The organism is Aquabacterium parvum (assembly GCF_001447195.1).
In the GTDB taxonomy this organism is placed as follows: Bacteria; Pseudomonadota; Gammaproteobacteria; order Burkholderiales; family Burkholderiaceae_C; genus Aquabacterium; species Aquabacterium parvum.
Window position 1 is genome coordinate 22,336 of the sequence record NZ_LFRI01000148.1, and the last position, 22,624, is coordinate 44,959.

At 67.7% G+C, this 22,624-nt stretch carries 22 protein-coding genes; 14 read left to right on the forward strand and 8 right to left on the reverse strand.

Annotation, left to right across the window (positions count from 1 at the left end; genetic code table 11):
* Positions 1 to 7 precede the first annotated feature (7 nt).
* The 7 genes from ABG80_RS05730 to ABG80_RS05755 all read left to right on the forward strand — a co-directional run bounded on the left by ABG80_RS05730 (position 8) and on the right by ABG80_RS05755 (position 7,040).
* Positions 8 to 2,836 carry a hybrid sensor histidine kinase/response regulator gene (locus ABG80_RS05730; protein WP_160322451.1) on the forward strand — a complete coding sequence of 943 codons (2,829 nt, stop codon included), beginning with the start codon at positions 8 to 10 and terminating at the stop codon, positions 2,834 to 2,836.
* A complete protein-coding gene (locus ABG80_RS05735; protein WP_058086802.1) occupies positions 2,833 to 3,933 on the forward strand; it encodes an HD-GYP domain-containing protein in 1,101 nt (366 codons plus the stop codon). Before ABG80_RS05730 ends, ABG80_RS05735 begins: the two co-directional genes overlap by 4 nt.
* Positions 3,933 to 5,198 (forward strand): porin, encoded by a 1,266-nt coding sequence (locus ABG80_RS05740; protein ID WP_160322452.1) that lies wholly within the window; start codon positions 3,933 to 3,935, stop codon positions 5,196 to 5,198. The genes ABG80_RS05735 and ABG80_RS05740 overlap by 1 nt, the downstream gene beginning before the upstream one ends.
* A 10-nt stretch (positions 5,199 to 5,208) precedes the next feature.
* On the forward strand, positions 5,209 to 5,658 hold the full coding sequence (locus ABG80_RS05745) for a type 2 periplasmic-binding domain-containing protein (RefSeq protein WP_200964267.1): 450 nt from the start codon (positions 5,209 to 5,211) through the stop codon (positions 5,656 to 5,658).
* Positions 5,659 to 5,704: 46 nt separating this feature from the next.
* Positions 5,705 to 6,007 carry a hypothetical protein gene (locus ABG80_RS05750; protein ID WP_152987480.1) on the forward strand — a complete coding sequence of 101 codons (303 nt, stop codon included), beginning with the start codon at positions 5,705 to 5,707 and terminating at the stop codon, positions 6,005 to 6,007.
* A gap of 72 nt (positions 6,008 to 6,079) precedes the next feature.
* Entirely contained in the window at positions 6,080 to 6,256 is a 177-nt protein-coding gene (locus ABG80_RS22485) for a hypothetical protein (protein WP_160322453.1), read from the forward strand.
* A 271-nt stretch (positions 6,257 to 6,527) separates the two neighbouring features.
* Positions 6,528 to 7,040, forward strand: a complete 513-nt coding sequence (locus ABG80_RS05755) for a hypothetical protein (RefSeq protein WP_152987481.1) — start codon at positions 6,528 to 6,530, stop codon at positions 7,038 to 7,040.
* A gap of 26 nt (positions 7,041 to 7,066) precedes the next feature.
* Here the strand turns inward: ABG80_RS05755 and ABG80_RS05760 are convergent, their stop codons facing one another.
* Positions 7,067 to 8,314 carry an MFS transporter gene (locus tag ABG80_RS05760; protein ID WP_200964268.1) on the reverse strand — a complete coding sequence of 416 codons (1,248 nt, stop codon included), beginning with the start codon at positions 8,312 to 8,314 and terminating at the stop codon, positions 7,067 to 7,069.
* 81 nt (positions 8,315 to 8,395) lie between these two features.
* On the opposite strand from ABG80_RS05760, the gene ABG80_RS05765 reads away from it, so the two are divergent.
* Positions 8,396 to 9,454: an RNA methyltransferase gene (locus tag ABG80_RS05765; RefSeq protein ID WP_058086807.1), complete on the forward strand. Its 1,059-nt coding sequence runs from the start codon at positions 8,396 to 8,398 to the stop codon at positions 9,452 to 9,454.
* A gap of 69 nt (positions 9,455 to 9,523) precedes the next feature.
* Here the strand turns inward: ABG80_RS05765 and ABG80_RS05770 are convergent, their stop codons facing one another.
* On the reverse strand, positions 9,524 to 11,593 hold the full coding sequence (locus ABG80_RS05770) for an alkyl/aryl-sulfatase (protein WP_083505858.1): 2,070 nt from the start codon (positions 11,591 to 11,593) through the stop codon (positions 9,524 to 9,526).
* Between the two features lie 134 nt (positions 11,594 to 11,727).
* Here ABG80_RS05770 and ABG80_RS05775 point away from each other — a divergent pair, with 134 nt between their 5' ends.
* The gene (locus ABG80_RS05775; protein WP_058086809.1) at positions 11,728 to 12,510 is read left to right on the forward strand and encodes a LysR family transcriptional regulator; all 783 of its coding nucleotides are present in this window, start codon (positions 11,728 to 11,730) and stop codon (positions 12,508 to 12,510) included.
* Here ABG80_RS05775 and ABG80_RS05780 read toward each other — a convergent pair.
* Positions 12,495 to 12,824, reverse strand: a complete 330-nt coding sequence (locus ABG80_RS05780; RefSeq protein ID WP_058086810.1) for a hypothetical protein — start codon at positions 12,822 to 12,824, stop codon at positions 12,495 to 12,497. The two genes, ABG80_RS05775 and ABG80_RS05780, sit on opposite strands and share 16 nt — an antisense overlap.
* Positions 12,825 to 12,893: 69 nt before the next feature.
* Between ABG80_RS05780 and ABG80_RS05785 the strand changes: the two genes are divergently transcribed.
* Genes ABG80_RS05785 through ABG80_RS05790 form a run of 3 tightly spaced genes read left to right on the forward strand, consistent with a single transcriptional unit; the run spans position 12,894 to position 15,381 of the window.
* The gene (locus ABG80_RS05785) at positions 12,894 to 14,876 is read left to right on the forward strand and encodes a putative bifunctional diguanylate cyclase/phosphodiesterase (protein WP_058086811.1); all 1,983 of its coding nucleotides are present in this window, start codon (positions 12,894 to 12,896) and stop codon (positions 14,874 to 14,876) included.
* 5 nt (positions 14,877 to 14,881) lie between these two features.
* Positions 14,882 to 15,091, forward strand: a complete 210-nt coding sequence (locus ABG80_RS24040; protein WP_083505854.1) for a type II secretion system protein — start codon at positions 14,882 to 14,884, stop codon at positions 15,089 to 15,091.
* On the forward strand, positions 14,995 to 15,381 hold the full coding sequence (locus tag ABG80_RS05790; protein WP_235513756.1) for a hypothetical protein: 387 nt from the start codon (positions 14,995 to 14,997) through the stop codon (positions 15,379 to 15,381). The genes ABG80_RS24040 and ABG80_RS05790 overlap by 97 nt, the downstream gene beginning before the upstream one ends.
* 46 nt (positions 15,382 to 15,427) lie before the next feature.
* Here the strand turns inward: ABG80_RS05790 and ABG80_RS05795 are convergent, their stop codons facing one another.
* Positions 15,428 to 15,949, reverse strand: coding sequence for a PEP-CTERM sorting domain-containing protein (locus ABG80_RS05795; RefSeq protein ID WP_058086813.1), 522 nt, complete (start codon positions 15,947 to 15,949; stop codon positions 15,428 to 15,430).
* Between the two features lie 227 nt (positions 15,950 to 16,176).
* Between ABG80_RS05795 and ABG80_RS05800 the strand changes: the two genes are divergently transcribed.
* Positions 16,177 to 16,737, forward strand: a complete 561-nt coding sequence (locus ABG80_RS05800; protein ID WP_058086814.1) for a fused DSP-PTPase phosphatase/NAD kinase-like protein — start codon at positions 16,177 to 16,179, stop codon at positions 16,735 to 16,737.
* Positions 16,738 to 16,747: 10 nt separating this feature from the next.
* On the opposite strand, the gene ABG80_RS05805 is transcribed toward ABG80_RS05800, so the two are convergent.
* Positions 16,748 to 17,986: a WG repeat-containing protein gene (locus tag ABG80_RS05805; RefSeq protein WP_058086815.1), complete on the reverse strand. Its 1,239-nt coding sequence runs from the start codon at positions 17,984 to 17,986 to the stop codon at positions 16,748 to 16,750.
* Between the two features lie 149 nt (positions 17,987 to 18,135).
* Here ABG80_RS05805 and ABG80_RS05810 point away from each other — a divergent pair, with 149 nt between their 5' ends.
* Positions 18,136 to 19,629, forward strand: a complete 1,494-nt coding sequence (locus ABG80_RS05810; RefSeq protein WP_058086816.1) for a TPM domain-containing protein — start codon at positions 18,136 to 18,138, stop codon at positions 19,627 to 19,629.
* An 11-nt stretch (positions 19,630 to 19,640) separates the two neighbouring features.
* Here ABG80_RS05810 and ABG80_RS05815 read toward each other — a convergent pair whose 3' ends face one another.
* Genes ABG80_RS05815 through ABG80_RS05825 form a run of 3 tightly spaced genes read right to left on the reverse strand, consistent with a single transcriptional unit; the run spans position 19,641 to position 22,623 of the window.
* Positions 19,641 to 20,081: a TerB family tellurite resistance protein gene (locus tag ABG80_RS05815; protein ID WP_058086817.1), complete on the reverse strand. Its 441-nt coding sequence runs from the start codon at positions 20,079 to 20,081 to the stop codon at positions 19,641 to 19,643.
* Positions 20,082 to 20,102: 21 nt separating this feature from the next.
* Complete coding sequence (locus ABG80_RS05820) at positions 20,103 to 21,911, reverse strand: ATP-binding protein (RefSeq protein ID WP_058086818.1); 1,809 nt, start codon at positions 21,909 to 21,911, stop codon at positions 20,103 to 20,105.
* Position 21,912: 1 nt separating this feature from the next.
* Positions 21,913 to 22,623: a PspA/IM30 family protein gene (locus ABG80_RS05825; protein ID WP_058086819.1), complete on the reverse strand. Its 711-nt coding sequence runs from the start codon at positions 22,621 to 22,623 to the stop codon at positions 21,913 to 21,915.
* Between the last annotated feature and the right edge of the window lies 1 nt (position 22,624).

The following is a 22,624-nucleotide window of genomic DNA, read 5'->3' on the forward strand; positions in this document are numbered from 1 at the left end:
CCCCACGATGAAACTCCGAACGGTGTCGCGCTGGTTTTTCGTCCTGGTGGTGGCCGCCCTGGTGGCCAACTTCGTCTTCCTGCTGCTCATCCGCACGGCCTATCTGTCGGCCGAGCAGGCGGGCCAGAGGCGGGCCGAAACCCTGCGCCTCGTCTCCGACTTGCAAAACGAATCACTGCTGTTGCGCCGGCTGGTGAGCGCCTACACGGGCACGGCTGCGCCGCGTTACCTGCTGTACTACTACGACCTGCTGGCCATCCGAGAGGGCAGCAAGCCCCAGCCCGATGCGGGCGACGCCTTGCTTTACTGGAACGAGGTGATCGCAGGCCTGCGGCCCCACGCCCTGCCAGACGGGGTGCCCGGTCGGTCGCTGCGCGCGCGCATGGAGGCGCTGGCGTTCAGCCGCGCCGAGATCGACGCCGCCGGGGTGGTGCTGGCCGCGACCGAGCGCCTCATGAAGACCGAACAAGTGGCCTTTGCCGCCACCCAGGGGCTTTATGACCGGCGCACCCAGGCCTACGTCTCAGAAGGCGTGCCCGACCTGGCCTACGCCTCGCAGCTGGTGCATTCGCCGGCCTACGAGACCCAGTCCGCCGAGCTGGCCCGAGCCCTGTCCCGGCTCAGCCACATCACCGACCAGCGCACCGCCGAGCACCTGCAGCGCAGCGAAGCCGACCTGCAACGCTACATCGTGCTGGCCCTGGCGGTGGACCTGGCCCTGCTGCCCGGCTTGCTGGCGGGCATGTTCGTGGTGCGCACGCGGGTGCTGCGCCCCATCGACCGCCTGGGCCACGTGGCGCGGCGCCTGGCGCGAGGCGACTACGCCACCCGCGCCGGTGGCCGCGACAAATGGGCCGAAGAGCTCGACACCCTGGGCGTGACGCTCAACGTCATGGCCCACGCCGTGCAGGACGACGTCAACCAGCGAGCGCGCGCCCAGCTCGAGCTGCAGGAAGCGCGCGACCAGGCCGAGGCCGCCACCCGCGCCAAGTCCATGTTCCTGGCCAACATGAGCCACGAGATCCGCACCCCGATGAACGCCATCGTCGGCATGACGCACCTGGCGCTGCAAACCCCTTTGAGCGTGCAGCAGCGCGACTACCTGGGCAAGGTGCAGTCGGCTTCGGCCATGCTGCTGGGCGTCATCAACGACATCCTGGACTTCTCCAAGATCGAGGCCGGCAAGCTCAAGCTCGAGCTCGCACCCATGCGCATCGACGACGTCGTCAACAACGCGATGATGATGGTGCGCCAGCCTGCGCAAGACAAAGGCATCGAGCTGCGCTGCGAGTTCGCCTCGCCCGAGATCCTCGGCGAGCAGGGCCTCATCCACGGCGACGACCTGCGCCTGGGCCAGGTGCTCACCAACTTGCTGTCCAACGCCGTGAAGTTCACCGAGCGCGGCCACGTGACGCTGCGCGTGCGCTTCCTGGCCTGGCAGGCCCATGCAGCGACCTTGCAGATCGAGGTCGAGGACACCGGCATCGGCATGAGCCGCGAGCAGATGAGCCAGCTCTTCAGCGAGTTCACGCAGGCCGACGGCTCGACCACGCGGCGCTATGGCGGCACCGGCCTGGGCCTGAGCATCACGCGCCGGCTCATCCACCTGATGGGCGGTGAGATCGAGGTCGACAGCAAACCAGGCCGGGGCAGCTGCTTTCGCATCACCCTGCCGGTCGAGCCGGCGCGCCTGCTGGGTGGGGCCCTGCACCGGGACCGCCACCGCTTGACCCCGCTCGACGAGCGCCAGCGCCTCGATGGGTTGCGCGTGCTGCTGGTCGAGGACAACGCACTCAACCAGCAACTCGCCAGCGAGCTGCTGGGGCGCCAGGGGGCTGTCGTCACGGTGGCCCCGCACGGGCAGGCCGCGCTCGAGCGGCTGCGCACCCCCGGTGCGGTTTTCGACGTGGTGCTGATGGACCTGCAGATGCCCGTGATGGACGGCTACCAGACCACGCGCCTGATGCGTGAGGATCCGGCCCTGCGCACGTTGCCGGTGCTGGCCATGACGGCCCATGCCATGGTCGAGGAGCGCGAGCGCTGCCTGGAACTGGGCATGCAGAACCACCTCTCCAAGCCGCTGGACCCGGGCACCTTGTACGCGGCGCTGCGGCCCTTCTGTCCGGCTGGGGCGCCGGCCGCCGAGCGCGTGGTGGAGCCCGATGTGTCGCAGGCGATCGGCGCCGACTGGCCCCAGGTGCCGGGCCTGGACCTGCGCCAGGTGCAGGCCTACTTCGCGGGAGACGCCAGCCTGTATGCGCAGACCGTGCTCGCTTTTGGTGAGCACGCCCAGTCGGTGCTGGCCCTGCTGCCGGATGCCCTCGCGCGCCACGCCTGGCCCGAGATCCACCGAGAGGCCCACACGTTCAAAGGCCTGGGTCGGACCCTGGGCCACGCCACCCTGAGCGACCAGGCCCGGGCGCTGGAGCTGCTGGCCGCTCAGGCCCAGCCGCCGGCCTCACCCGACAACGAAGCCATCCAGCACGCGGCCGTGACCCTGCTCGACACCTTGCGCACGCTGCTGACCGACATCCACCGGCTGAACCCGCGTTTGCGTGCCTGCGTTCAAGGTGGCACGGCGCCGGCCTCGGCCCCGAGCGGCCTGGATGCAGGCATGATGACGCAGCTCGGTCAGCTGGTGGCGGAGTCCGACGGCCAGGCCCTGTCGCTGTGGCAGCGGCATCGCACCGCCTTCGCGGGGGGGCTGCCGCCTTCCATCTTCGCCCGGCTGGACGACGCCCTTGCACGCTGTGATTTCGATGCGGCCTGCGGCCTGCTGGGAGAATGGTCGCGCAACGAACCAGAACAACCCATTCAGGAAGTCCCCGTTTCATGAGCCGTTCCGAAGACATGCCGACCGTGCTGGTGGTCGACGATGCCCCGGCCAACCTCAATCTCCTGGCCGGTCTGCTGCAAACCGACTACCGCGTGAAGCTCGCGGCCTCCGGGGCCAAGGCCCTTGACCTGGTGCAACGCTCGGCCCCCGACCTCGTCCTGCTCGACGTGATGATGCCGGAGATGGATGGCTACGAAGTCTGCCGCCGTCTCAAGGCCGACGTCACCACGCGCGCCATCCCTGTGCTGTTCCTGACGGCCATGACCCAGACCGAAGACGAAGCCCGTGGCTTCCAGGTCGGGGCCGCCGATTTCATCCAGAAGCCCATCAACCCGATGGTGCTGCAGGCCCGCGTGCGCACCCACCTGCAGGTCAAGGCCTACCAGGACGAGCTGCGCGACCGCAATGCCTGGCTGCAGGACGAACTCGGGCAGCGCCTGCAGCAGGTCGATCTGCTGCGCGAAGCCACGCTGCACGTGATGATCTCGTTCGCCGAGTTCCGCGACGAGGCCACCGGCCACCACGTGCGCCGCACCCAGGAGTACGTGCGCACGCTGGCGCAGCACTTCCACGACCGTGGGTTGCACCTCGACGTGCTCAACCCGGCCTCGATCGACCACATCGCCAAGTCGGCGCCGCTGCACGACCTGGGCAAAGTGGCCACGCCCGATCACATCCTGCTCAAGCCCGGGCGCCACACAGCCGAAGAAACGGTCATCATGCGCCAGCACGCGAAGGCGGGCTGGGAGATGCTCCGGCGCGCCGCCGACCGCATGGCCGGCGACGCCGATTTCCTCCACCACGCCATGGACATCGCCCGTCACCACCATGAGAAGTGGGATGGCAGCGGGTACCCCGACGGCCTGGTGGGTGAGCAGATCCCGTTGTCCGCGCGGCTGATGGCCGTGGCAGACGTGTTCGACGCCCTCATCAGCGCCCGCCCCTACAAGCCCCCCATGAACCTGGACAAGGCCCTGCAGATCATCCGCGACGGCTGTGGCACCCACTTCGATCCGGCCGTGGTCGCCGCGCTCGAGGCCTGCCTGCCGGAGTTCGAGCGCATTGCCCTGACCTGGGCGGACACCGAGGCCCCATGATGCGCGCGCGATCGTTCCAAGGACTGCTCTGCACCGGCCTGCTGGCCCTCACCGGCTCGGCCCAGGCCGTCGACTGGACGGTCTCGGGCTTCGGCACGGTGGGCTACGCCGTGTCAGACCAGGACTGGACCTACCAGGGCCACATCGACGACGACGGCACCGTGTGGCGTGACACGCGGCTGGGTGCTCAGCTCGACGCCCGCTTCACCCCGACCTGGTCGGCCACCTTGCAGCTCACGCTGGCCCCGTCCACGCGCCACGACCGCCGGTGGGCAGCCGAGGTGGCCTGGGCCTTCGCGGCCTGGCGTCCCGACAATGACTGGCAGGTGCGCGCGGGCAAGCAGCGCGTGCCCATGTTCCTGAACTCCGAGAACCTCGACGTGGGTCAGACCTACGCGCTGGCGCGCCTGCCGGTGGAGGTGTATGCGCTGTCGCCCACCAATGACTTCACCGGCCTGTCGCTGACGCGCACCTGGCAGCGCGGCGCGGGCGAGCTGTCGGCCGACGTCTACGGTGGCCGTGCGCAAATCAATGTTCGGGGCCACAGCAGCGACCTCGGCAGCAGCTACCGCTCGACCGACACCGATCTGGCCGGCGCCGTTCTGACCTGGCGCGCACCGGCGCTGACCTGGCGGCTGGGGGCGCACCACGCGCGCTCGAAGCTGGCCAATGGCCAGCCGCTGCCCAAGGACTTCCCCTTTGTCGACCTGGGTGGGGGCCTGGGCTACTACCGCGTGTCCGATGCCCTGCCGGGGGCGGTGCCGGTGCCCACCACCGACGCCATCGTCAACCAGGTGCTGAACCTGGCCGTCGACGCCGAGTTGGCGCCGAAGTGGCGCGTGGTGGCCGAGTTCGCGCGGGTCTTCCAGCGCCGCACGTCGCTGGGCACCGACCTGGCCGGTGCCTACCTGGCGGTGCTGCATGACATGGGTGAGGTCACGCCCTATGTGCTGGTGGCCCGTCAGCAGAGCATGGGTCCGGGGCGCCTGATCGCCAAGCGCCTGCGGGCGGCGGCCGACCTGGGCCTCGATCCGGCCCTGTCGGTGGCGCAGCGTGCCGCCGCCGAAACCGCCGTGCAGGTCTACGACCAGACCAGCCTGGGCGTGGGCGCTGCCTGGGCTGTGGGCCCGCGCAGCCAGCTGAAGGCCGAGTGGGTGCACACGCGCATCGGCGAGGGCTCGGCGTTGATCGACAGCCCACGCGGGCAGCGGGTTCACGACGACAGCGTCCAGGTCTGGTCGCTGAACTACAGCTTTGCCTTCTGAAGGACCCACGTTGTTGCCCAAGCGACTTCACCCCGTCCTGATCGCGCTGTCGGTGGCGCTGGGGCTCGTGGCCTCGGTGACCCAGGCGGCGGTCGTGGTGGTGGCGCATGCCGGGGTCCGCAAGCTCGATGTGGCCACGGTCGAGCGCATCTACTCAGGCAAGGTCGTTGAACTCGATGGCCAGCCCGTGGTGCCCGTGAACCTGCCGCCCCAGCACCCCTGGCGCCAGCGCTTTCTGAAGGACTTCATGCAGCGCGACGAGCCCAGCTACCTGGCGTACTGGACGGTGCGACGCTACGTGGGCAAGGGCGCGCCACCGAAGGAAGTGGGCAACGTCGCCGAGGTGATCGCGCACGTGCAGGCCAACCCGGGGGCCATTGGCTACCTGGAGGAAGCCGATGTGCCGCCCGGGGTCAACATCGTGGCCCGTGGCGCGAAGACGACTTCTGGGGCACCATGATGGCGTCTCGTTTGTTCGTTTTCGTCCAAGCTCTCTGGAGGCTTTGGTGGACCTGACCCGTTGGGCCTCGGTGCTGATCGTGGCCGTGTGTGTGTTCATGCTGGTGAGGCTCGCCTTGCCGGCGCCGCGCCGTGCCCGGCTGGACCATCGCTTGCAGCGGGTGTGGCGCGACGGGCCGCAGCTTGTCAGACGTCGCTGGCATGCTTTGCGGCATGGACGGCGTCACCGGGTGGATGCCGAACGCCTGGCGCGGGATGCGATCGAGCGGGCGCGCAAGACGACGGTGGAGCGCGACGGCAACGTGATCAAGCCGGATGCGTTCAACAAGGGGCCGCGCAAGCCGCATTGATGGGCGTGGCCGGTTGGAGGGTGTCGGGTGCGCTTTCACGGCGCGCCAACCATCTCGAACATGCGATCGAACATGAACGAAGAAGAACAATTTGGGGCGGGCGAGAAGGGCATCTTGGGGCTCGCTTACGGGGTCAACATGGCCATCGTGGCGATGTTTTTCGGGGGCTTGTCCTGGCTGGCCGTCGACAGCTTCTGGCTGGGTTGCATCGCTGGCCTTGGCATCTTCCTTCTGGTTGTTGCGAAGTGAGGGGCGCTCGTGCCTCGGGAGTTCTTTGTTGAACCGTTTCAACTGGCGCATGCCCAGGCGCGAGATGCCTCCTGTTCGATCTGAAGTGGGTGCGGTCGCTCAGAGGGCGATGCATGCGCTGCCTCTGCCTCTGTCTCTGCTTCTGCTCCTGTTCACCATGACCGGGTGCGCGCCGCTGTCCAAGAGTTTGGCCGTCATGAATGGCGGCGGATCCGGGGGCAGCGTGTGCGAGTTCTCAGGGTTGGGGCGTGGTGGCAGCTGCGCAGACGCCATGGCCTATGTCTACCTGTCCGACACGTGGCGAGACCAACCCCGTGTCTGCGGGTACCTGATCACCTGGAATGTGCTGGGAGCCAAACACTCCGAGCCCGGCCGAGTGTGTTCGGACAACTTGCCAAGTTATTGCAAGTCGGAGGTGTGGCTCCCGGGCTTCGACAACGAGACGGTGAAGCGAGAGGGCGCCGAGCTCAGTGCGAGACACGCGAAAAAGGCGGTGTGTGATGTCGCCATGACCGGCCGCGTTCGCATCGACGTGATTCGAGGGGATGCCGGCAAGGGCCGTGTGGTCTGGTCCGGGGCGGTCTTCACCAATGAATTTGGCAAAGAAACCGGCTTCTCAGGAGAAGCGGGCCCACCGGCCGCCTACTGTTCATCGGATGTGCTCGTCCGGGGTGTCTCAGCCGAGCAGCTCAAGCGGCATGGAGCCTACGATGAGGCCGTCAAGAAGAAGGCTGAACGTTGCAAGTCCGAGGGGGAGGCGGTCAGCAACGTGGTGCAACCCTGAACCTTGACCCCTGGGTTCGCGTTCCGTCAGGTGGACGCAAGCAGTCCCTGCCGATGCACCCGGCCCCCCACCGCCGACGCTGCCAGCACACCCAGCATCAGGACCAGCGCCGCCCCGGCAAACACCCCCGAAGGGTGCCCGTGGTCCATCAGCCAACCGAACACCGGCGCCGCCAGGGCGAAGCCCACGTCCAACCCTGAATACACCGTGCCGTACACGCGCCCGGTGGCCCCAGGTGGCGCCGCCCGCTTGATCAGCATGTCCCGCGAGGGCCCGGCCAGCCCGGTCCCGAAACCGGCCAGGGCCACGCTGGCGGCGCACCACACAGGCGGCAGCCAACCCGTCGCCGCCAGCACCAGCAGCCCCGCTGCCAGCGACATCGCCGCCGCGATCAGCCGCTCCAGCCGCTCGGCCCGCTGTACCAGGAAGCCGCCGATCACCATGCCCGCCGCGCCACACAGCATGTAGCCCGTCACCACGAACGCGGTGATCGTCTCAGGCAGCCCCGCCAGCTGCTGCAAGGCCGGGCTGGCGAAACCCTGGATGGCGCTCAGCGCCGCGGTCGTGAAGAAGAAGAACGAGAAGCACAGCCACACGGAGGGCAGCTTCAGGAACGCCATCGGGTGCTCGCTCACCGGTGTTTGCGCCGCCGCCGCCCGGTGCGCCGCATGGTGGTCGTCGATGGCCTCGCGCTGCCACCACAGCAAGGCGATCACCGACAGCGACACCAGCGCCGCGCAGGCACAGGCGATGCGCCAGCTGCCGGCGGCCGAGCTCAGTCCGATCAGGAACACCGGCGCCGCCGCCCAGCCCAGGTTGCCACTGATGCCGTGGACCGAGAACGCGTGCCCGATGCGTGCCATCGATACCCGCTTGTTCAGGATGGTGAAATCGACCGGGTGAAACGGGGCGTTGCCCAGCCCGGCCAGCGCCGCCGCCAGCATCAGCCCCGCGTAGCCTGTGGCCAGCGAGGCGCTCAAGCCCGCGCCCACGAAGCACGCCAGCCCCGCAAACAACACCGGCCGTGCGCCGAAGCGGTCGACCACGAAGCCGGCCAGCGCCTGCCCCACGCCCGAAATGATGAAGAACACGGTGACCAGCAGGCCCAGCTCGGCGTAGCTCAGCCCGAAGTCGCGGATGAACACCGGGAACAGCGGCGGCAGCAGCATGTGGTGGAAGTGCGAGGTGCCGTGGGCCAGGCCGATCAGGCCGATGGTGGTGGCGTCCTGGCGGGCGTCCGGGGAGGCCGGTGAGGGCAGGGTCGTGGCGGTCATGGTCAGTCACTTTACGCCTCGGGCCCTGGGCGTGCGCGGGGCCGCCTGACTACACTTGCGCCTGCATCGTCCTTTTTCCCCATGCGCATCGAACACATCCGCCAGCGCCTGCGCGCGCTCGGCGCCAAGCCCATCCACGAGCAGCGCGTGCTGCGCCTGTGGGCCCAGGCCTTGCCGCAAGACAGCGGCAAGCGCCGCCCCGAAGACTTCCTGCCCCAGCCCGTGCGCGAGGGGCTCGATGCGCTCATGGCCGAGGTCATGAACCTCGCCACGCTGCGCTCTGCCCACCCCGGCTCTGATGGATCGGAGCGCCTGCTGGTGGGCCTGCAAGACGGCCAGACGTGCGAGAGCGTGCTGCTGCCGCGCGATGGCCTGTGCGTGTCCTCGCAAGTGGGCTGCGCCGTGGGCTGTGTGTTCTGCATGACCGGCAAGGACGGCCTGCTGCGCCAGATCGGCAGCGCCGAGATCGTCGCGCAGGTGGCCCTGGCGCGCACGCGCCGCGCGGTCAAGAAGGTCGTCTTCATGGGCATGGGCGAGCCCTCGCACAACCTCGACAACGTGCTCGAAGCCATCGAGCTGCTGGGCACGGTGGGCAACATCGGCCACAAGAACCTGGTGTTCTCGACCGTGGGCGACCCGCGCGTGTTCGAGCGCCTGCTGCGAGGCCGCGTCAAGCCTGCGTTGGCGCTGTCATTGCATTCGAGCAAGGCCGAACTGCGCCGCGAGCTGCTGCCGCGCGCCACGCCCATGTCGCCCGAAGAGCTGGTGGAAGCGGGGGAGCGCTACGCACGCGCCACCGGCTACCCCATCCAGTACCAGTGGACGCTGCTCGAAGGCATCAACGACGGCGACGACGAGCTCGAAGGCATCGAGCGCTTGCTCAAGGGCAAGTACGCGCTGATGAACTTCATCCCGTACAACGAGGTCGAGTCGCTGGACTTCAAGCGCCCGAGCTGGGAGCGCGCCGCCGAGATGGCGCGCTGGCTGCACCGCCGCGGCGTGCTCACCAAGCTGCGCCATTCGGCTGGGCAGGATGTGGATGGCGGCTGCGGCCAGCTGCGTGCGCGCGAGAGCGTGTTGCCGGCGCACAAGCTGGCCAGGCCCGGTGCGCGCGGCGTGGTGCCGATCACGCCGGCTTGATGGCTGCAGGCGCGTTCGCCGTGCATCGTCAGGTGGCGGTGCGCGGTGGGCGCGTGACCACCGCGTCACTCACCGCGTGACGATCGGGAACACCCCCGTCGGCTTGTCCAGCCAACCGAAGAAGCGCCCCAGCGCCAGGCGGCTGCCGTCGATGCTCGTTTCATTCGAGGTCAGCAGCGCCATCGCCCCCGCCTGGCCCGTGACCATGCGGATGAAGAAGGGGTGCGTGACCGTGAGCGTGGCGTCGGCATCGGCCACCGGCTTGGCGGGGTCGATGGCCTCGTGGCGCAGCACGCCGTTGGCCACGCGCAGCACGTAGGCCTGCTTCAGGTCAGAGAAGACCATCTTGATCGTCAGCTTGCCGTCGCCCGCCTTCTCGGCGTTGAGCGAGGCGGCCATCGATTCCCAAAAGCGCTCGATGGGCGTGTGCTGCAGCAGGTCGGCGAACAGCACGCGCGATTGCGTTTGCGCAGGCGGGCCGTCGCGCAGCTCCAGCGCGCCGCTGAGGTACACGTTGCGCCACGGCGCCGACTCGGCCAGGTAGCCCAGTTGCTCGAAGCAACGTGCCAGCAGCTCGCGCGAGGCGGTGTCCTTTGCGTCGGCGTAGACGGCGTGCTTGAGCAGCTCGGCCGACCAGCGGAAGTCGCCCGCATCGAAGGCTTTCTGCGCGGTGGCGCGCAAGGCATCGGCCCCACCGGCCAGCGCCACGTAACCCTTGGCCGCTGCCACCGGCGGCAGCGCGTCCAGGTTGGCGGGGTTCGCGTCGTACCAGCCCAGGTAGAACTGGTAGACGGCTTTGACGTTGTGCCTGACGGTGCCGTAGTAGCCGTGCACCGCGAAGTCGCGCTGCAAGGCGGTCGGCATCTTCAGCGTCTCGGCGATCTCGGGCGCGGTCAGGCCCGCGTTCATGCCACGCACCGTCTGGTCGTGGATGAACTGGTAGGCGTCGCGCTGGTGTTCGATGAAGGTGCGGATGCGCTCGGCGCCCCACACCGGCCAGTGGTGCTGGGTGAAGACCACCTCGCTGCCTTGCACCTGCGTCAGCGCCTCGTCGAGGTAGCCGGCCCAGCGCGTGGCGTCGCGCACCTTGGCGCCGCGCAGGGTGTAGAGGTTGTGCAGCGTGTGGCCCATGAGCTCGGCGCCGCAGAAGGCCTTGAGGTCAGGCAGGGCGAAGGTGAACTCCGAAGGCGCCTCGCTGCCCGGCACGTTGAAGAAGACGAAGCGCACGCCGTCGATCACGTGCTCTTCGCTGGGCTTGTGCACCAGCAGCGTGGGCGGCAGGATGCCGACGCGCCCGAACGGCACGGCCTTGCCCAGGCCGTTGTCGACCACGCCGGTGGCGTGGGCCGGCAGGCGGCTGCCGTACATGTACATGGCGCGGCGGGCCATGGCCGTGCCCATCAGCACGTTCTCGCTGGTGGCCTCTTCCATGAAGCCGGCGGGCGCCACGATGGGCACGTTGCGGGCCTTGGCCTCCTCGGCCGAGATCACGCCCAGCACGCCACCGAAGTGGTCGACGTGGCTGTGCGTGTAGACCACCGCCGAGACCTGCTGCGCACCCAGGTGCTGCCGCGCGAAGGCCAACGCCGCCGCAGCGGTTTCGCGCGAGGTGCCGGTGTCCACCACGATCCAGCCCGTCTTGCCCTGGATCAGCGTGATGTTGGACAGATCGAAACCGCGCAGCTGCCAGATGCCCTCGCGCACCTGGAACAGGCCGGTCTGGTTGTTCAGGCGGGCCTGGCGCCACAAGCTGGGGTTGACGCTGTCGGGTGCCGCCTCGGCTTTCTGGAAGGCAAAAGCGTCGTGGTCCCAGATGACCTGGTCGGCTTCGTTGCGCACCTGCCCGCTGGGGGCGGCGATGAAGCCACGTCGGGCGTCGGCGAAGTCGCTCGCGTCGGCGTGCTGGAGCTGGTGGGCCACCTCCGCTTGCGCGCGCTGCACCGCAGGGTGCACCGGGCCGCCGTGCGATGAAGGTGTGCTGGCAGAGGGTTGGCCCACCGTGCCGCAGCCGGCGGCGAGCAGGCACAGCCCGCTCAGCCAGGCCAGGTGCCAGGCCGGGTGCCAGGCCGGGTGCCTGGTCCTGGTGCGGCCGCTCGCGTGCGATGGGCGAAGGAGGGGGTGCTGAGAGCGAAGCGCCATGGGTGTCTCCAGGTGTTGTGCGTCACGCGGGTCGCCGGCGCCCTGAAGCGGCCGAGGCCCTGCCCGCATCCTGGGTGCGGGCGCACAATGTGTCCAATGCATTGTTCTCATTTGCATGATGACTGGAGTGCATCGTGATCGACCTCAAGCGCCTGCGCCACCTCACGGCCCTCGTCCAGCATGGCAACTTCCACCGCGCGGCCGAGGCCCTGCACCTGACCCAGCCTGCGCTGACGCGCAGCATCCAGGTGCTCGTGGGGCCGGTGGTCGGGCGCCTGAACGCCCTGCACCCGGGACTGCAGCTCAAACTCGTGCTGGCGCCTTGGCAAGAGCTGCCCGAGCGCGCCCGCGCCCGCGAGGTCGACGTGGTGCTGGGCGAGCTGCGCGAGATCGAACAGCTGCCCGACTTCGAGTGCGCCCCGCTGAGCGCGCACGAGGTCTGCGTGGTGGCCCGCGCCGGTCACCCCTTGGCGTCAAAGCGGGAGCTGCGCGCCGCCGACCTCTTCGACTGGCCCCTGGCCGGCCCGAACCTGCCCGAAACCGCCTTGCAGGCCCTGACCGCGCTGGCCGTTGCCGCCCACGTGCCCCCCGAGCGCCTTCGCCCCGGCCTGCTGGGCGTGACCTGCGACAGCTCGGGCATCCTGCGCCAGGTGCTGCAGGAAAGCGATGCCCTGTCCTTCATGCCGCGCTTCATGGTCGAGGGCGACCTGCGCTCGGGCCGCCTGACGACCCTGTCTGTGCCGGCGCTGACGCAGTCCGTGCGCTTCGGGGCGGCCTGGTTGCGCGGTCGCACCCTGGGCGGAGCGGGGGAGAAGTTCGTCTCGCTGCTCAACGAGCACGACGCGGCCTTGCGCGCCGGCTCGGTGCCGGCGCACGCCCCCACCGCCTCCGAGGGGGCAGGTCAGTCTTCGCCCTGACCGATCGCGCCAGCGAAGGCGCGGGCAAAGGCCTCGCCGAAAGCGGGCGTGCCGCTGAGCGACAGGTTCACCGTCACCCAGTCGCCTTCGGGCATGACCTGCAGGTCGTGGCACCAGCTCGCGCCCTCGTCCAGGTCGCCCTGGCCATCGGGGAAGCGCCGCTCGGCCCAGGCCAGCACCTGGTCCACCTCGGCCAGCACCGCAGGGTGGCGCTCGCGCGAGGTCGAGGCCATGGCGTCGAAGGTGTGAACGCCCCCGGTGTCGGAGCTGGCGTCGAAGCTGAGGAAGTCGAGCGAAGGCGGCTTGGCAGGCATGGGGCGAATTTGTACCACCGTGGGGCCTGCCGCCCTCAACTTGCGGCAAACCGGGGCCGATATCCACCCATGGCTTCCGACCCGACCCCCACCTCACCCGCTGAGCAACCCACGCCGGCGGCGCCGGTCCTGCTGGACCCGGCGGTCAAGCGCAGCTGGCTGCGCGCCACCCGCGTGAGCATCGCGCTGACCGTGGTGTTCTGCCTGGCCCTGACCGGCCTGCGCTGGATGGACGCCAAACGCCAGGCCCGAGCGGTGGGCGCCACCGTGGTCAACCTGGTGGACGCCGCCCAGGGTGTGACGTCTGTCACGCTGCCGGCCGTGGGCGCGGCGGTGGAGCCGCACGTGGCCGTGCAGGCCGTGGCCTTCTGTGCAGCCAACGCCGCCAACGCTGCCTCGGCCTCCTGCGAAACCCTCTTTGCCCGCGAAGAGGCCCAGGCCTGCTCGCCGGGCTTCAGCCTCGCGACCCTGTGCACCGCCGTGCCTTCGCTGTCGCGGCCCGAGGACACCGTGCGCGTGAGTTACTCGCTCGGCGCGATGTGGGTGACGGCGGCCGAACAGTCGCTGGCCTGCCTGCTGATGATGGTGGGCGTGCTGTGGGCCTTCGCCAAGGTCCGCACCTCGCGCGCGCCCAACGCATCGGCGAGCCAGTCCGCCGCCGCGCCAGGTGAAAGCGGTGGCGCGGCCACCAAGTCCAACGAGCGCGACGCGCTCACCGGCCTGCTCAACCGCGTGGCCTTCGAGACCGCGCTCAAGCGCCACAACGAAGCCGAGAACCTCAGCGCCCTCGAAGTCGATGGCTGCCTTCTGTACTTCGACCTCGACCGCTTCAAGCTCATCAACGACACCTACGGCCACATCGCTGGCGACACCGTGCTGCGCACCGTCTCGCAACGCCTGCGCTACACCCTGGGTGGCGGCGTGCTGATCGGCCGCCTGGGTGGCGACGAGTTCGCCGCGCTCATCACCGACGTGTCCTCGCGCGGCAACATCGAAACCATCTGCCGCGTGCTCATCGAGCAGGTCTCCAAGCCCATCCCCATCGACGACGTCAAGGAGTGGGTGGGCCTGAGCATCGGCGCGCACATGCTCAAGCGCGGCACGCTCACCGTCGGCGAGATGCTGCACCGCGCCGACCTGGCCATGTACGAGGCCAAGCGCGCCGGTCGTGGGCGGCTGGTTTTCTATCACGAGTCGATGGAAGACGCCGCCCGCAGCCGCGCGCAGATCCAGGGCGAGCTCAAGCACGCCATCGACGCCGGTCAGTTCTTCCTGGTCTACCAACCCCAGTTCGATGTCAACGACGAGGTCCGCGGCATCGAAGCCATGGTGCGCTGGCGTCACCCGCAGCGCGGCCTGATCCCGCCCGAAGAGTTCATGCCGGTGGCTGAGCAAAGCGGCCTGATCGTGCCGATGGGCAAACACATCATCGGCCTGGCGTGCGAAGACCTGGTGCGCCTGCGCAAGGAAGGCCTGATCCTGCCTTACGTCAGCCTGGACGTCTCGATCCGCCAGCTGGCCGACAAGGCCCTCATCGAAGACCTGCAGGAGACGTTGCAGCGCCACGGCCTGCGCGTGGCCGACTTCGAGTTCGAGGTGACCGAAGGCACCACCGTGGTCGGCCAGGTGAGCAAGGAAAACGCGACCCTGCGCCAGCTGCAGGAGATGGGTTTCCGCATCGCCATCGATGGCTTCGGTGCCGGGCAGTCTTCGCTGGCCCGACTCATCGACCTCAAGGTCGACAAGATCAAGACCGACCCGATGTTCGTGCAGGCCATTGGCCAGCCCGGCTTCAACCCTGCTTTGCTGGAGCTGATGATCGGTCTGGCGCAAAAGCTCGACCTCAAGATCGTCGTGCAGGGCGTTCACACCTTGGCTCAGGTGCGTTGGCTCAAGCAGCAAGGCGCACCCATGATGCAGGGTGACTTCTTCGGCCCGGCCATGACCTGCTCGAGCTTGCTGGTCTGGGCGATGGAGCAAGGCCTGCATGTCCGTTCGCGCAAGTCGGCCTGGCAGGCGACCGACATCGGCGAGCAGGAAACCATCAGCTGACAGCCATGCGCGGGCTTGAAGCAAGCCGGCGTCGACTTGGGCGACCCCGGTCCGTGGGCTTCACGATGGTCGAGCTCATCTGCGTCATCGTGATCCTGGGTTGCTGTCTGCTTCCGCCTTGCCCCGTTTCGTGGACCTGCGCACCGAAGCCGCTGCCAGCGCCGTCGAAGGCATGGCCGGTCAGCTGCAGTCAGCTTCGAACATCTTCTTCATGAAGTGCATGGTCACCTCGGGCTGTTTTCACAACGGCGCTTTCATGCTCACCACCGATGGCAGCACCTACCGCATGTACCGAGGCTACCTGGATGCCGGGGGTGCGGTGGGCACGGGCGAGGTCGATGGGGCGCTCACGCTCAACGGCTTCTCGGCCCATGTCACCGAGGTTTACAAAACGCAGTTCAGGCTTGACCGTGCGAGAGACCCGTCCAACTGCAAGGTGGAGTACACCGAGTCCATGAGTTGGGGCGTGCCGCCCGTGGTCACCACCGTCACGAGCGGCTGCTGAGCCGCGCGATCTGTGCATTCAAATCGCGCGGGCCCAGGCGCTCGCGTCAGCGCTGACGTCTGCGCGCTGCCACCAGGGCCGACAAGCCGATCGCACCCAGCATCAGCGCGCTCGGCTCGGGCACCGCGCTCAGCACCACCGTGCCGGTGGTCGGATCGATGGTGTTGACGCCTGCGGTGAAGTAATCGAACTTGAACTCGCCGGGCGCCACGCTGTAGAGGTTGATCTCGAAGCCCGCGCCACCAAAGACGAGCCCGCCGTTGGTGAAGACGCTGGCAGCACCTGGCTCGACGATGTTGTCGAAGAGGTAGGTGCCGCTGGGGCTCAGGCCCGCAGAGGGGCCACCAGGCAGCAGGGTGTAAGAGCCGATGGCCTCACCGAGCGTGACGCTCATCTCGCCGGAGGTGGCCAGGAAGCGGCCATCGCCCAGGTCCGTGACCTCCAGCTGCCCGCTGGCGGCATTGGCGCCACCTTGGAAGGTGAAGTGAAAGCTGGTGTCGGCAGCCGAAGCGGCGAGCGGAGCGAACAAGGCGCTGACGCACGCGCCCAGCAACAAGATGTTGCGCATTGGGTGGTCCCTGAATGTGGATTGAAGTGGGGCGATGTTACTGTCGCCCACCCCCGTTGCCTGTGACAGCTTGTGTCGTGGGTTGGGTGAAGAACCCCTTCTTGCGGAGCCTGGTTTCAGGCTGGCCATCGATGAATTTGCGAACCCTTTTTGGCTCGGTTGCCCTTGCTTCCTTGCTCAGCGCTTGCGCTGGTCCCCAACCTCATCCCGATGCCTGCAAACAGGCTTTGACGACCGACGTGGTCAACGCCTGCATCGTCAGCCCTGGCGTGCTGTGGCGCGGAGGCAAGCCCGATGAGCAAGGTGCCTCGGCGCTGCTGAGCAAAGGGGTGGGCACCGTGGTCAACCTCGAGATGCTGCACAGCGACAAGGGCTCCTTCCAGCAGGCAACGGTGGCGTCGTCTCGGCAGGTCGATTACTTCGAGGTGCCCGAGTGGGAGCCCAACGTCATCATCGCCCCAGGCTGGGTGGATGACAGCGTGGCCGAGTTCATCGCCATCGTGCGCACGCAGCCCCGTCCCGTGTACGTGCACTGCCGATCCGGTCAGAACCGCACGGGCGTGATGGTGGCGGCCTACCGGATCATCGAAGAAGGCCTGTCGGTGGAGGCCGCCATCGACGAGATGGGACGCTACAACGGCTTCTGGTTCAAGCAGGATGCCAAGTACCTGCGCGAGATGGCCGCCGGGCGGCTGGCACAAATCAAGGCGCTGGCAGACCGCAAGCAGCACATGTTGCAGCGGGCCGCGCGTTTCGACTGTGGCGACAAAGGCTGCGTGCTGCGTTGAAGCCGCGTCTTCAAGGCAGGATCTTGCCGGCTTGAAATCGCAAGCTCCGCACGGTCTCGCCTTGTCGGCCCCGCAGGGTCTCGTGGTCCAGCACGTCGAGCTCGTCGTACTGGAAAGCGGTGAGTGGGCGCCCTTGTGTGTCGAGCACGCCCCATTTGCCACCTTGCCGCGCCAGCACGATGCCCCGGCCGTTGGCGTCCACCAGTTGCTCTGAGACGTGGATGGACTCGTGCACCGGCTCGATGAGCACCTGTCCCGAGCGGATGTCCACGTAGCCGTAGCCATCGCCCTGACGGGCCACGTTGGTCGGCTCATCACCCTGGTTGGAGATGCGCTCAAGCTGGTCGTAGACCAGCGGCAGAACCTCGCGCCCTTCTTCGTCGAGGTAGCCGAATTTCGGTGAGGCCTCGCCCAGCGAGACCCGAAAGCGCTGGTGCAGCGAGTGGTACTGGATGCCTTGGTAGCGGGGCTCGATCACCTCTCGCCCTTCGATTGACCAGACACCATACAGCGGTGGGCTGTCCTCGTCGGGCGGCGCGGCCCGCACCAGGAAGAATTGCATGCCAACTTGGCTGACGTAGGCGAACTGGTGCGGGATGATTTCCTTGCCATCCTCGCGAACCGCGCCTTGCAGGCCCTTCGCGTTGGTGGTGACGGTGGCTTGGGGCACGAACTCGAGCTCGACAGGTTCCCCATCTCGCCAGCCTTGGCGAACGAGTGTCGCGACGACCAAGCCGGTGAGCAGCAGCGCGGCCAGCACCAGCGTTGGCTTGTGTGTCGGTGGGTTGGCAAGCGGCGTGTCGGCGTCCTGGGGTGTGGTGAACCAGGCCGAGGCCAGCTTGACCAGCAGGGCGTTGACCAGCCAGGTGGCTGCTGCGTAGAGCAGCCCCAACACCATCCCGATGGCCAGCCAGCTGGGGATGGCCACGCTGAGCAGGGTGGACAGGCTGGGGCCTTTTTCCTGCGCGAGAAAGGGCATCACCAAGATGAACGCGACCCCGATGAAGGCCCCCCCGACGATGCCCGCAGCCAGGGTTCTGAAGAAGGACGGACCAGAGCCGAGCAGCGCCAGCACCGATTTGAACGACTGCCAGCCGACGAAGGCGCTCACGGGCAAGGCCACGCCCAGGATGAAGGGCAGGGCCTTGTGCCAAACGAAGGAGCCGCCCGCGAGCATCCCGGACAGGCCGCCCAAGCACAGCAAGCCTTCGAGGACCCCCACGGTGGTGGCGAATGCAAAAGGGCGCAAGGGGCCCGCCTTCCTGATGGTTTTTGTGGCCGTGACTGTAGCGTTGCAGCCCCGTGTATTCGGCCAATGAGGGGCTCAGGCCCCTCATTGCGGGGAGCTTGCTTCGCAACGTGGTTTCTGGGCACGCAAGGCGGGCAGACTCACGTCCCATGAACCATTTCATCAGGGGAACCCTGGCCCGCTGGCTGGCCTGCGGGCTGCTGCTTGCGAGCAGCTTGGGCGTGTGGGCGGCACACGCGCCTGACAGCGTGCCCAACCCCCGCTCTGCGGGTTCGGGGCACATCGCCAACCCGGACGGCATCATCGACGTCGAACACCAGGCTCGGATCGAGCAACTGCTCACACGCCTGGAAACCGACAAGGGGGTCCAGGTGGCCGTGGTGGCCCTGGCCGACATCGAATCGCCGGCTGACGTGTTCGATTTCGCGCAGCGGCTCTTCGAGCTCTGGGGCATTGGCGACCGCGCGCGCGACGACGGCCTGCTCGTGCTGCTGGTGCGCGATCGGCGAACGGTTCGCATGCACACGGGCTACGGCCTGGAGGGCTTGCTGCCCGACGTGCTGTGCCTGCGCATCCAGGCGCAGTTCATGAAGCCCGCGTTCAAGGAAGGGCGGTATGGCGAGGGCTTGCTGCTGGGACTGATCGAGGTCGACCGCCTGGCGCGCGACCCGGCGGCTGCGGCGCAGGCGATCGCTTCGGTGCCAGAGCAGGTCGACGACTGGGCCACGGTGCAATGGGTCATGGGCATCCCCATTGCCTTCATCGGCCTGGTGCTGTTTGCCGTGCGCACCGTGCGCGGCTACTTCAAGCACGATGACGCCAGCCCTGCCTTGCCCCCGTTGTCCATGCGGCACGGACGAGTGGGCTGGCTGCTGCGATTCGTGGTGATGCCGGTGGGCATCGTGATCGCGGTGGGCTGGCTGCCCCCCGCACACCGGGTTGGCTCGGCGGCCCTGCTGCTTTATGCCTACTTCATCCTGATGGTGACGCTCAAGGCCTGGCGCCTGCACCGGTGTGCCCGCTCATTGTTCGCCGAGCAGGCCCATGTGCGCCTGCATCAGCTGCTGGGCCAGCAGCGGGCCTTCTGGGTCTGGATGGCCATCTGGCTGCCATTTCCATTTTTGCTCTACCTGCCCTGGGTGCTGACCTTGCGCTGGCGCTACCGTCGCCGCGTGCGGCCCTGCGAGGCCTGCGGTCAGCCCACCCGATTGCTGAGTGAGCAGCAAGAGGATGCCCACCTGTCGGCCGCCCGCCAGACCGAAGAGCGCCTGGGCTCGGTCGACCACGACGTCTGGTTGTGCGGCGGGTGCGGGGCCACGCAAAGGGTGAGCTTCGTCAACGACGACGCCGACTTCGAGGCCTGCCCGAAGTGCCACACGGTGGCGATGAGCCTGGAGAGTGACACCGTGCTGACGGGTGCCACGGCCACCTTGCAAGGCAAGGGCGTGCGCAAACACGTCTGCCGTCACTGCGGGCATCAGCGCAAGGAGACCTACCTCATTTCGCGCACCGAATCGTCGTCGTCCGGCGGCTCGGGCTCGCCGAGCTTCGGCTCGTCGTCGTCCAGCTCATCGAGCAGCTCGTCGTCGAGCAGCTGGGGTGGTGGCAGCTCGGGTGGCGGAGGCGCCAGCACGAGCTGGTGACGACGTTCGCGTCAGAGCGTCTTGGCGACGTTGGCCACCGACTCGGGGTCGGGCAAGTGCGACAAGGAAGCAACCAGCAGGTCCTTGACCTCGGTGCGGATCTCCTGCGCGCGCTCGCTCGACACCTGGCTGCGTTGCGCGAGCGCCTGGATGTGCGACCACTCGGGCTCGCTCAGGTGCCCGTCGGCGTATCCGGTCATCACGCACAGGCGCACCAGGGTCTCGGCAAAATCTTGATCGGCCGCCAGCTTGGCCAAAGGCTGCTCGCCTTCAACGAGGGGCAGCAAGGCGTTCAGGTCGGCTGCCGGGCTGCCCGCCTGCTCCTGGTGAAATGAGGCGATCAAGGCTTCCTCTGCCGGGTGCACGCCGTCGATGCGTGCCACAGACAACATCGCGGCCACGAGCGCCTGGACTTGTTCGGTGCTCAGGTTCAGCTTGTTTGTGTCGGTCATCGTTGGGCTCCTGATTTGGGTTCAACGCATCAGCGCGCGTGCACGCGCTTGCGTCAGTTGCAGTTGAATGTCCTGGACGGGCATCTTTTGAAAGCGCTCCGGCAGCAGCGAGCGGCGCGAGGTCTCGGACACCGCCAGCATCTCCATGAAAGCGATCATGTCCCGCTCTTGCGGAGGGATGAAGTCCTCCCGCGCTTCGGTGAGCGCATCGAGCAGGGCCAGGCCCTGACGTCGGTGTGCGAACTCGAGCCCCAGCAGGGCAACGGCCTCCAGGTCGGCGTTGGAATAGCCAGCCAGGGGCTCGCAAACGGCTTGCAGCCCTGCGTCGTCCAGCGCATCGGCGCGGGTGTGGCGGCCCAGCACGGCCTTCATGACCTGCGCTCGCTCGGCCGCCGTCTCGGCGTAGAAGAAGGGGATCTTGCGGTCCAGTCGGCCTGGTCGTTTGATGTCGGTGTCGAGCTTGTCGGGGCGGTTGGTCAGCAGGATGAACAGCACGCGCCCGCGGTTGTCGGTGTCCGACATGAACTCCTTGAGGCGCGCGATCACGCGTGAGCTCGTGCCATCGTCTCCGCCCTCGCCGCCATCTTTGCCGAAGCTGCGATCGCCCTCGTCGATCAGCACCGCGATCGGGCCCATGGCCTTGACCGTGGCCAGCACGCGCTCGAGGTTGCGTTCGGTCGAGCCCACCCACTTGGAGCGGAAGTTCTTGAGCGCCACGGCCGACAGACCGGCCTCCTTGAGGAAGGCCTTGATGACGAAGGTCTTGCCTGCGCCCATGGGGCCCACGGCCAGCAGGCCCATGGGGGTGAGCGCCGTGTCGCCTTCTCGCAGGCTCTTGGCGACCTGTTCGAGCTCGCCCTTGATGTGCTGTGCACCGCCCACCGCACTCAGGCCATGTTTGGGCTCGACGAACTCGATCAGGCCATCGCACTCTTTCTCGATGAGCTCGCGCTTGCGGGCCTGGATCAGTCGAAGCACGTCTTCGTCAGGGTCGGCCGACGGCACATCCAGCGTGGGCTGGATCAGCTTGACGATCTCCCACCGGGTCATGCCGGCGGTGATGGCGGCAAAGCGCCTGGCCCGTTCTTCGGCATCCGGCGCCTGACCCAGCAACTGCCGGATCAGCGATTCACGTTCGCTGGCCTCGATGCCGTGTCCACCCGAGGCCTTCATCAGGCCTTCGATCTGCACCGCGCGCAGACCCGACATGCGCTGCGCGTAGAGCGCGACCTGTTGCTCGCTGAGCTGGGCGTCCAGGTGCTTGACCAGGGCCGTGCGCGCCGCGAGCTCGGGCATGGGTACCTCGATGGCCGAGACCTTGGGGCTGTTGAGCAAGGCCTGGTCCAGCGCGCCCAGGCTTTCGGTGATCAGGATGGTGATGTTGTCGGCCGCCATCATGGCCCGGTCCAGCGACCAGCGGTGAAAGACCGTCGAGACCAGGCGCTCCTGCGTGCTGAGCAGACCGCCGCCTTCGCCTGGCATCAGCAGGTCCGCATAAGGCACGATCAGGCCCATGCCCTGGCGCGTGCGCAACTGCACCTCCAGCGCGTGCAGCTTGTCGACCAGGTCACCTTGTTCGGGCAGCAGCAACTCGCCTCGGGTGACCGTCACACCGAACTCGGCGGAGATCTCGACCACCGTCTGTTTGGTGGCGCCCACCAGCACGCTGGCCACGAAGGTCTTGAGGTCGAGCAACTGACCTTGGTGCAAGACCACATCGAAGACGTTGCGGTACAGCACGAAGGTGGAGGCTTCGCCCGCGAGGTACTTGTCGCGCAGCTCTGCCGCCCAGTCCGGCAGGGCATCGCGCTCGTTCAGCGTCGCGCTCATGTCAGAGCGTCTTGCTGCCAACGGCTGCGGCGTTCGCGCGTTCCTTCTTGAGCGCATCGAGCTGCGCCCGCGCGTTGACGGCGCCGGCCGAGCGGTTCAAGGCGGCCAGGCGTGTGTCGAGGTCCGAGGACCTCAGCTCGTTGCCCAGTTTGGCCTCGGCCACGCGGCCCTTTATGTGCTCGCGCACGCCGGCCAGCGCTTGCACCTCGGCATCGATCGACAGGCCGTCGAGCGACTCCTGGATCTTGATGCGGGCTTCCGCGCTCTGGAACTTCGCCAGCATGCGCTCTTTCTCGGCTTTGAGGCGGTCGATCTCGCTCTTGATTTCCAGCAGCGAGTCCTTTGCCTCTTCGGCGTCCTTTTGCGCCTCGGCCAGGTCCGATGTCAGGTCGGTGATTTGTTCTTCCAGGGCGTTCTTCTTTTGAAGCAGCACCAGCGCCAGGTCGTCCTGGTTCGTGGCCAGGGCGGCGTTGAGCTGACTCTGCACCTTGCTCAGCTCGGACTGTGCCGTCGCCATCTGTTGTTCCAGGTCCATGCGCCTGGCGATGATGCGACCCGTTGCCGCCTTGAGCTTGCCGTACTTCTCGGTCATCGACTGGATCGCGTTCTGGTAGGCGATCTCAGGGTGCTCTTTTTCGACGTTGGTGACGAAGAGGGCCACGAAGCCACTCACCAGATTCCACAGACGGGCTGCGATTTGATGGTTTGCCATG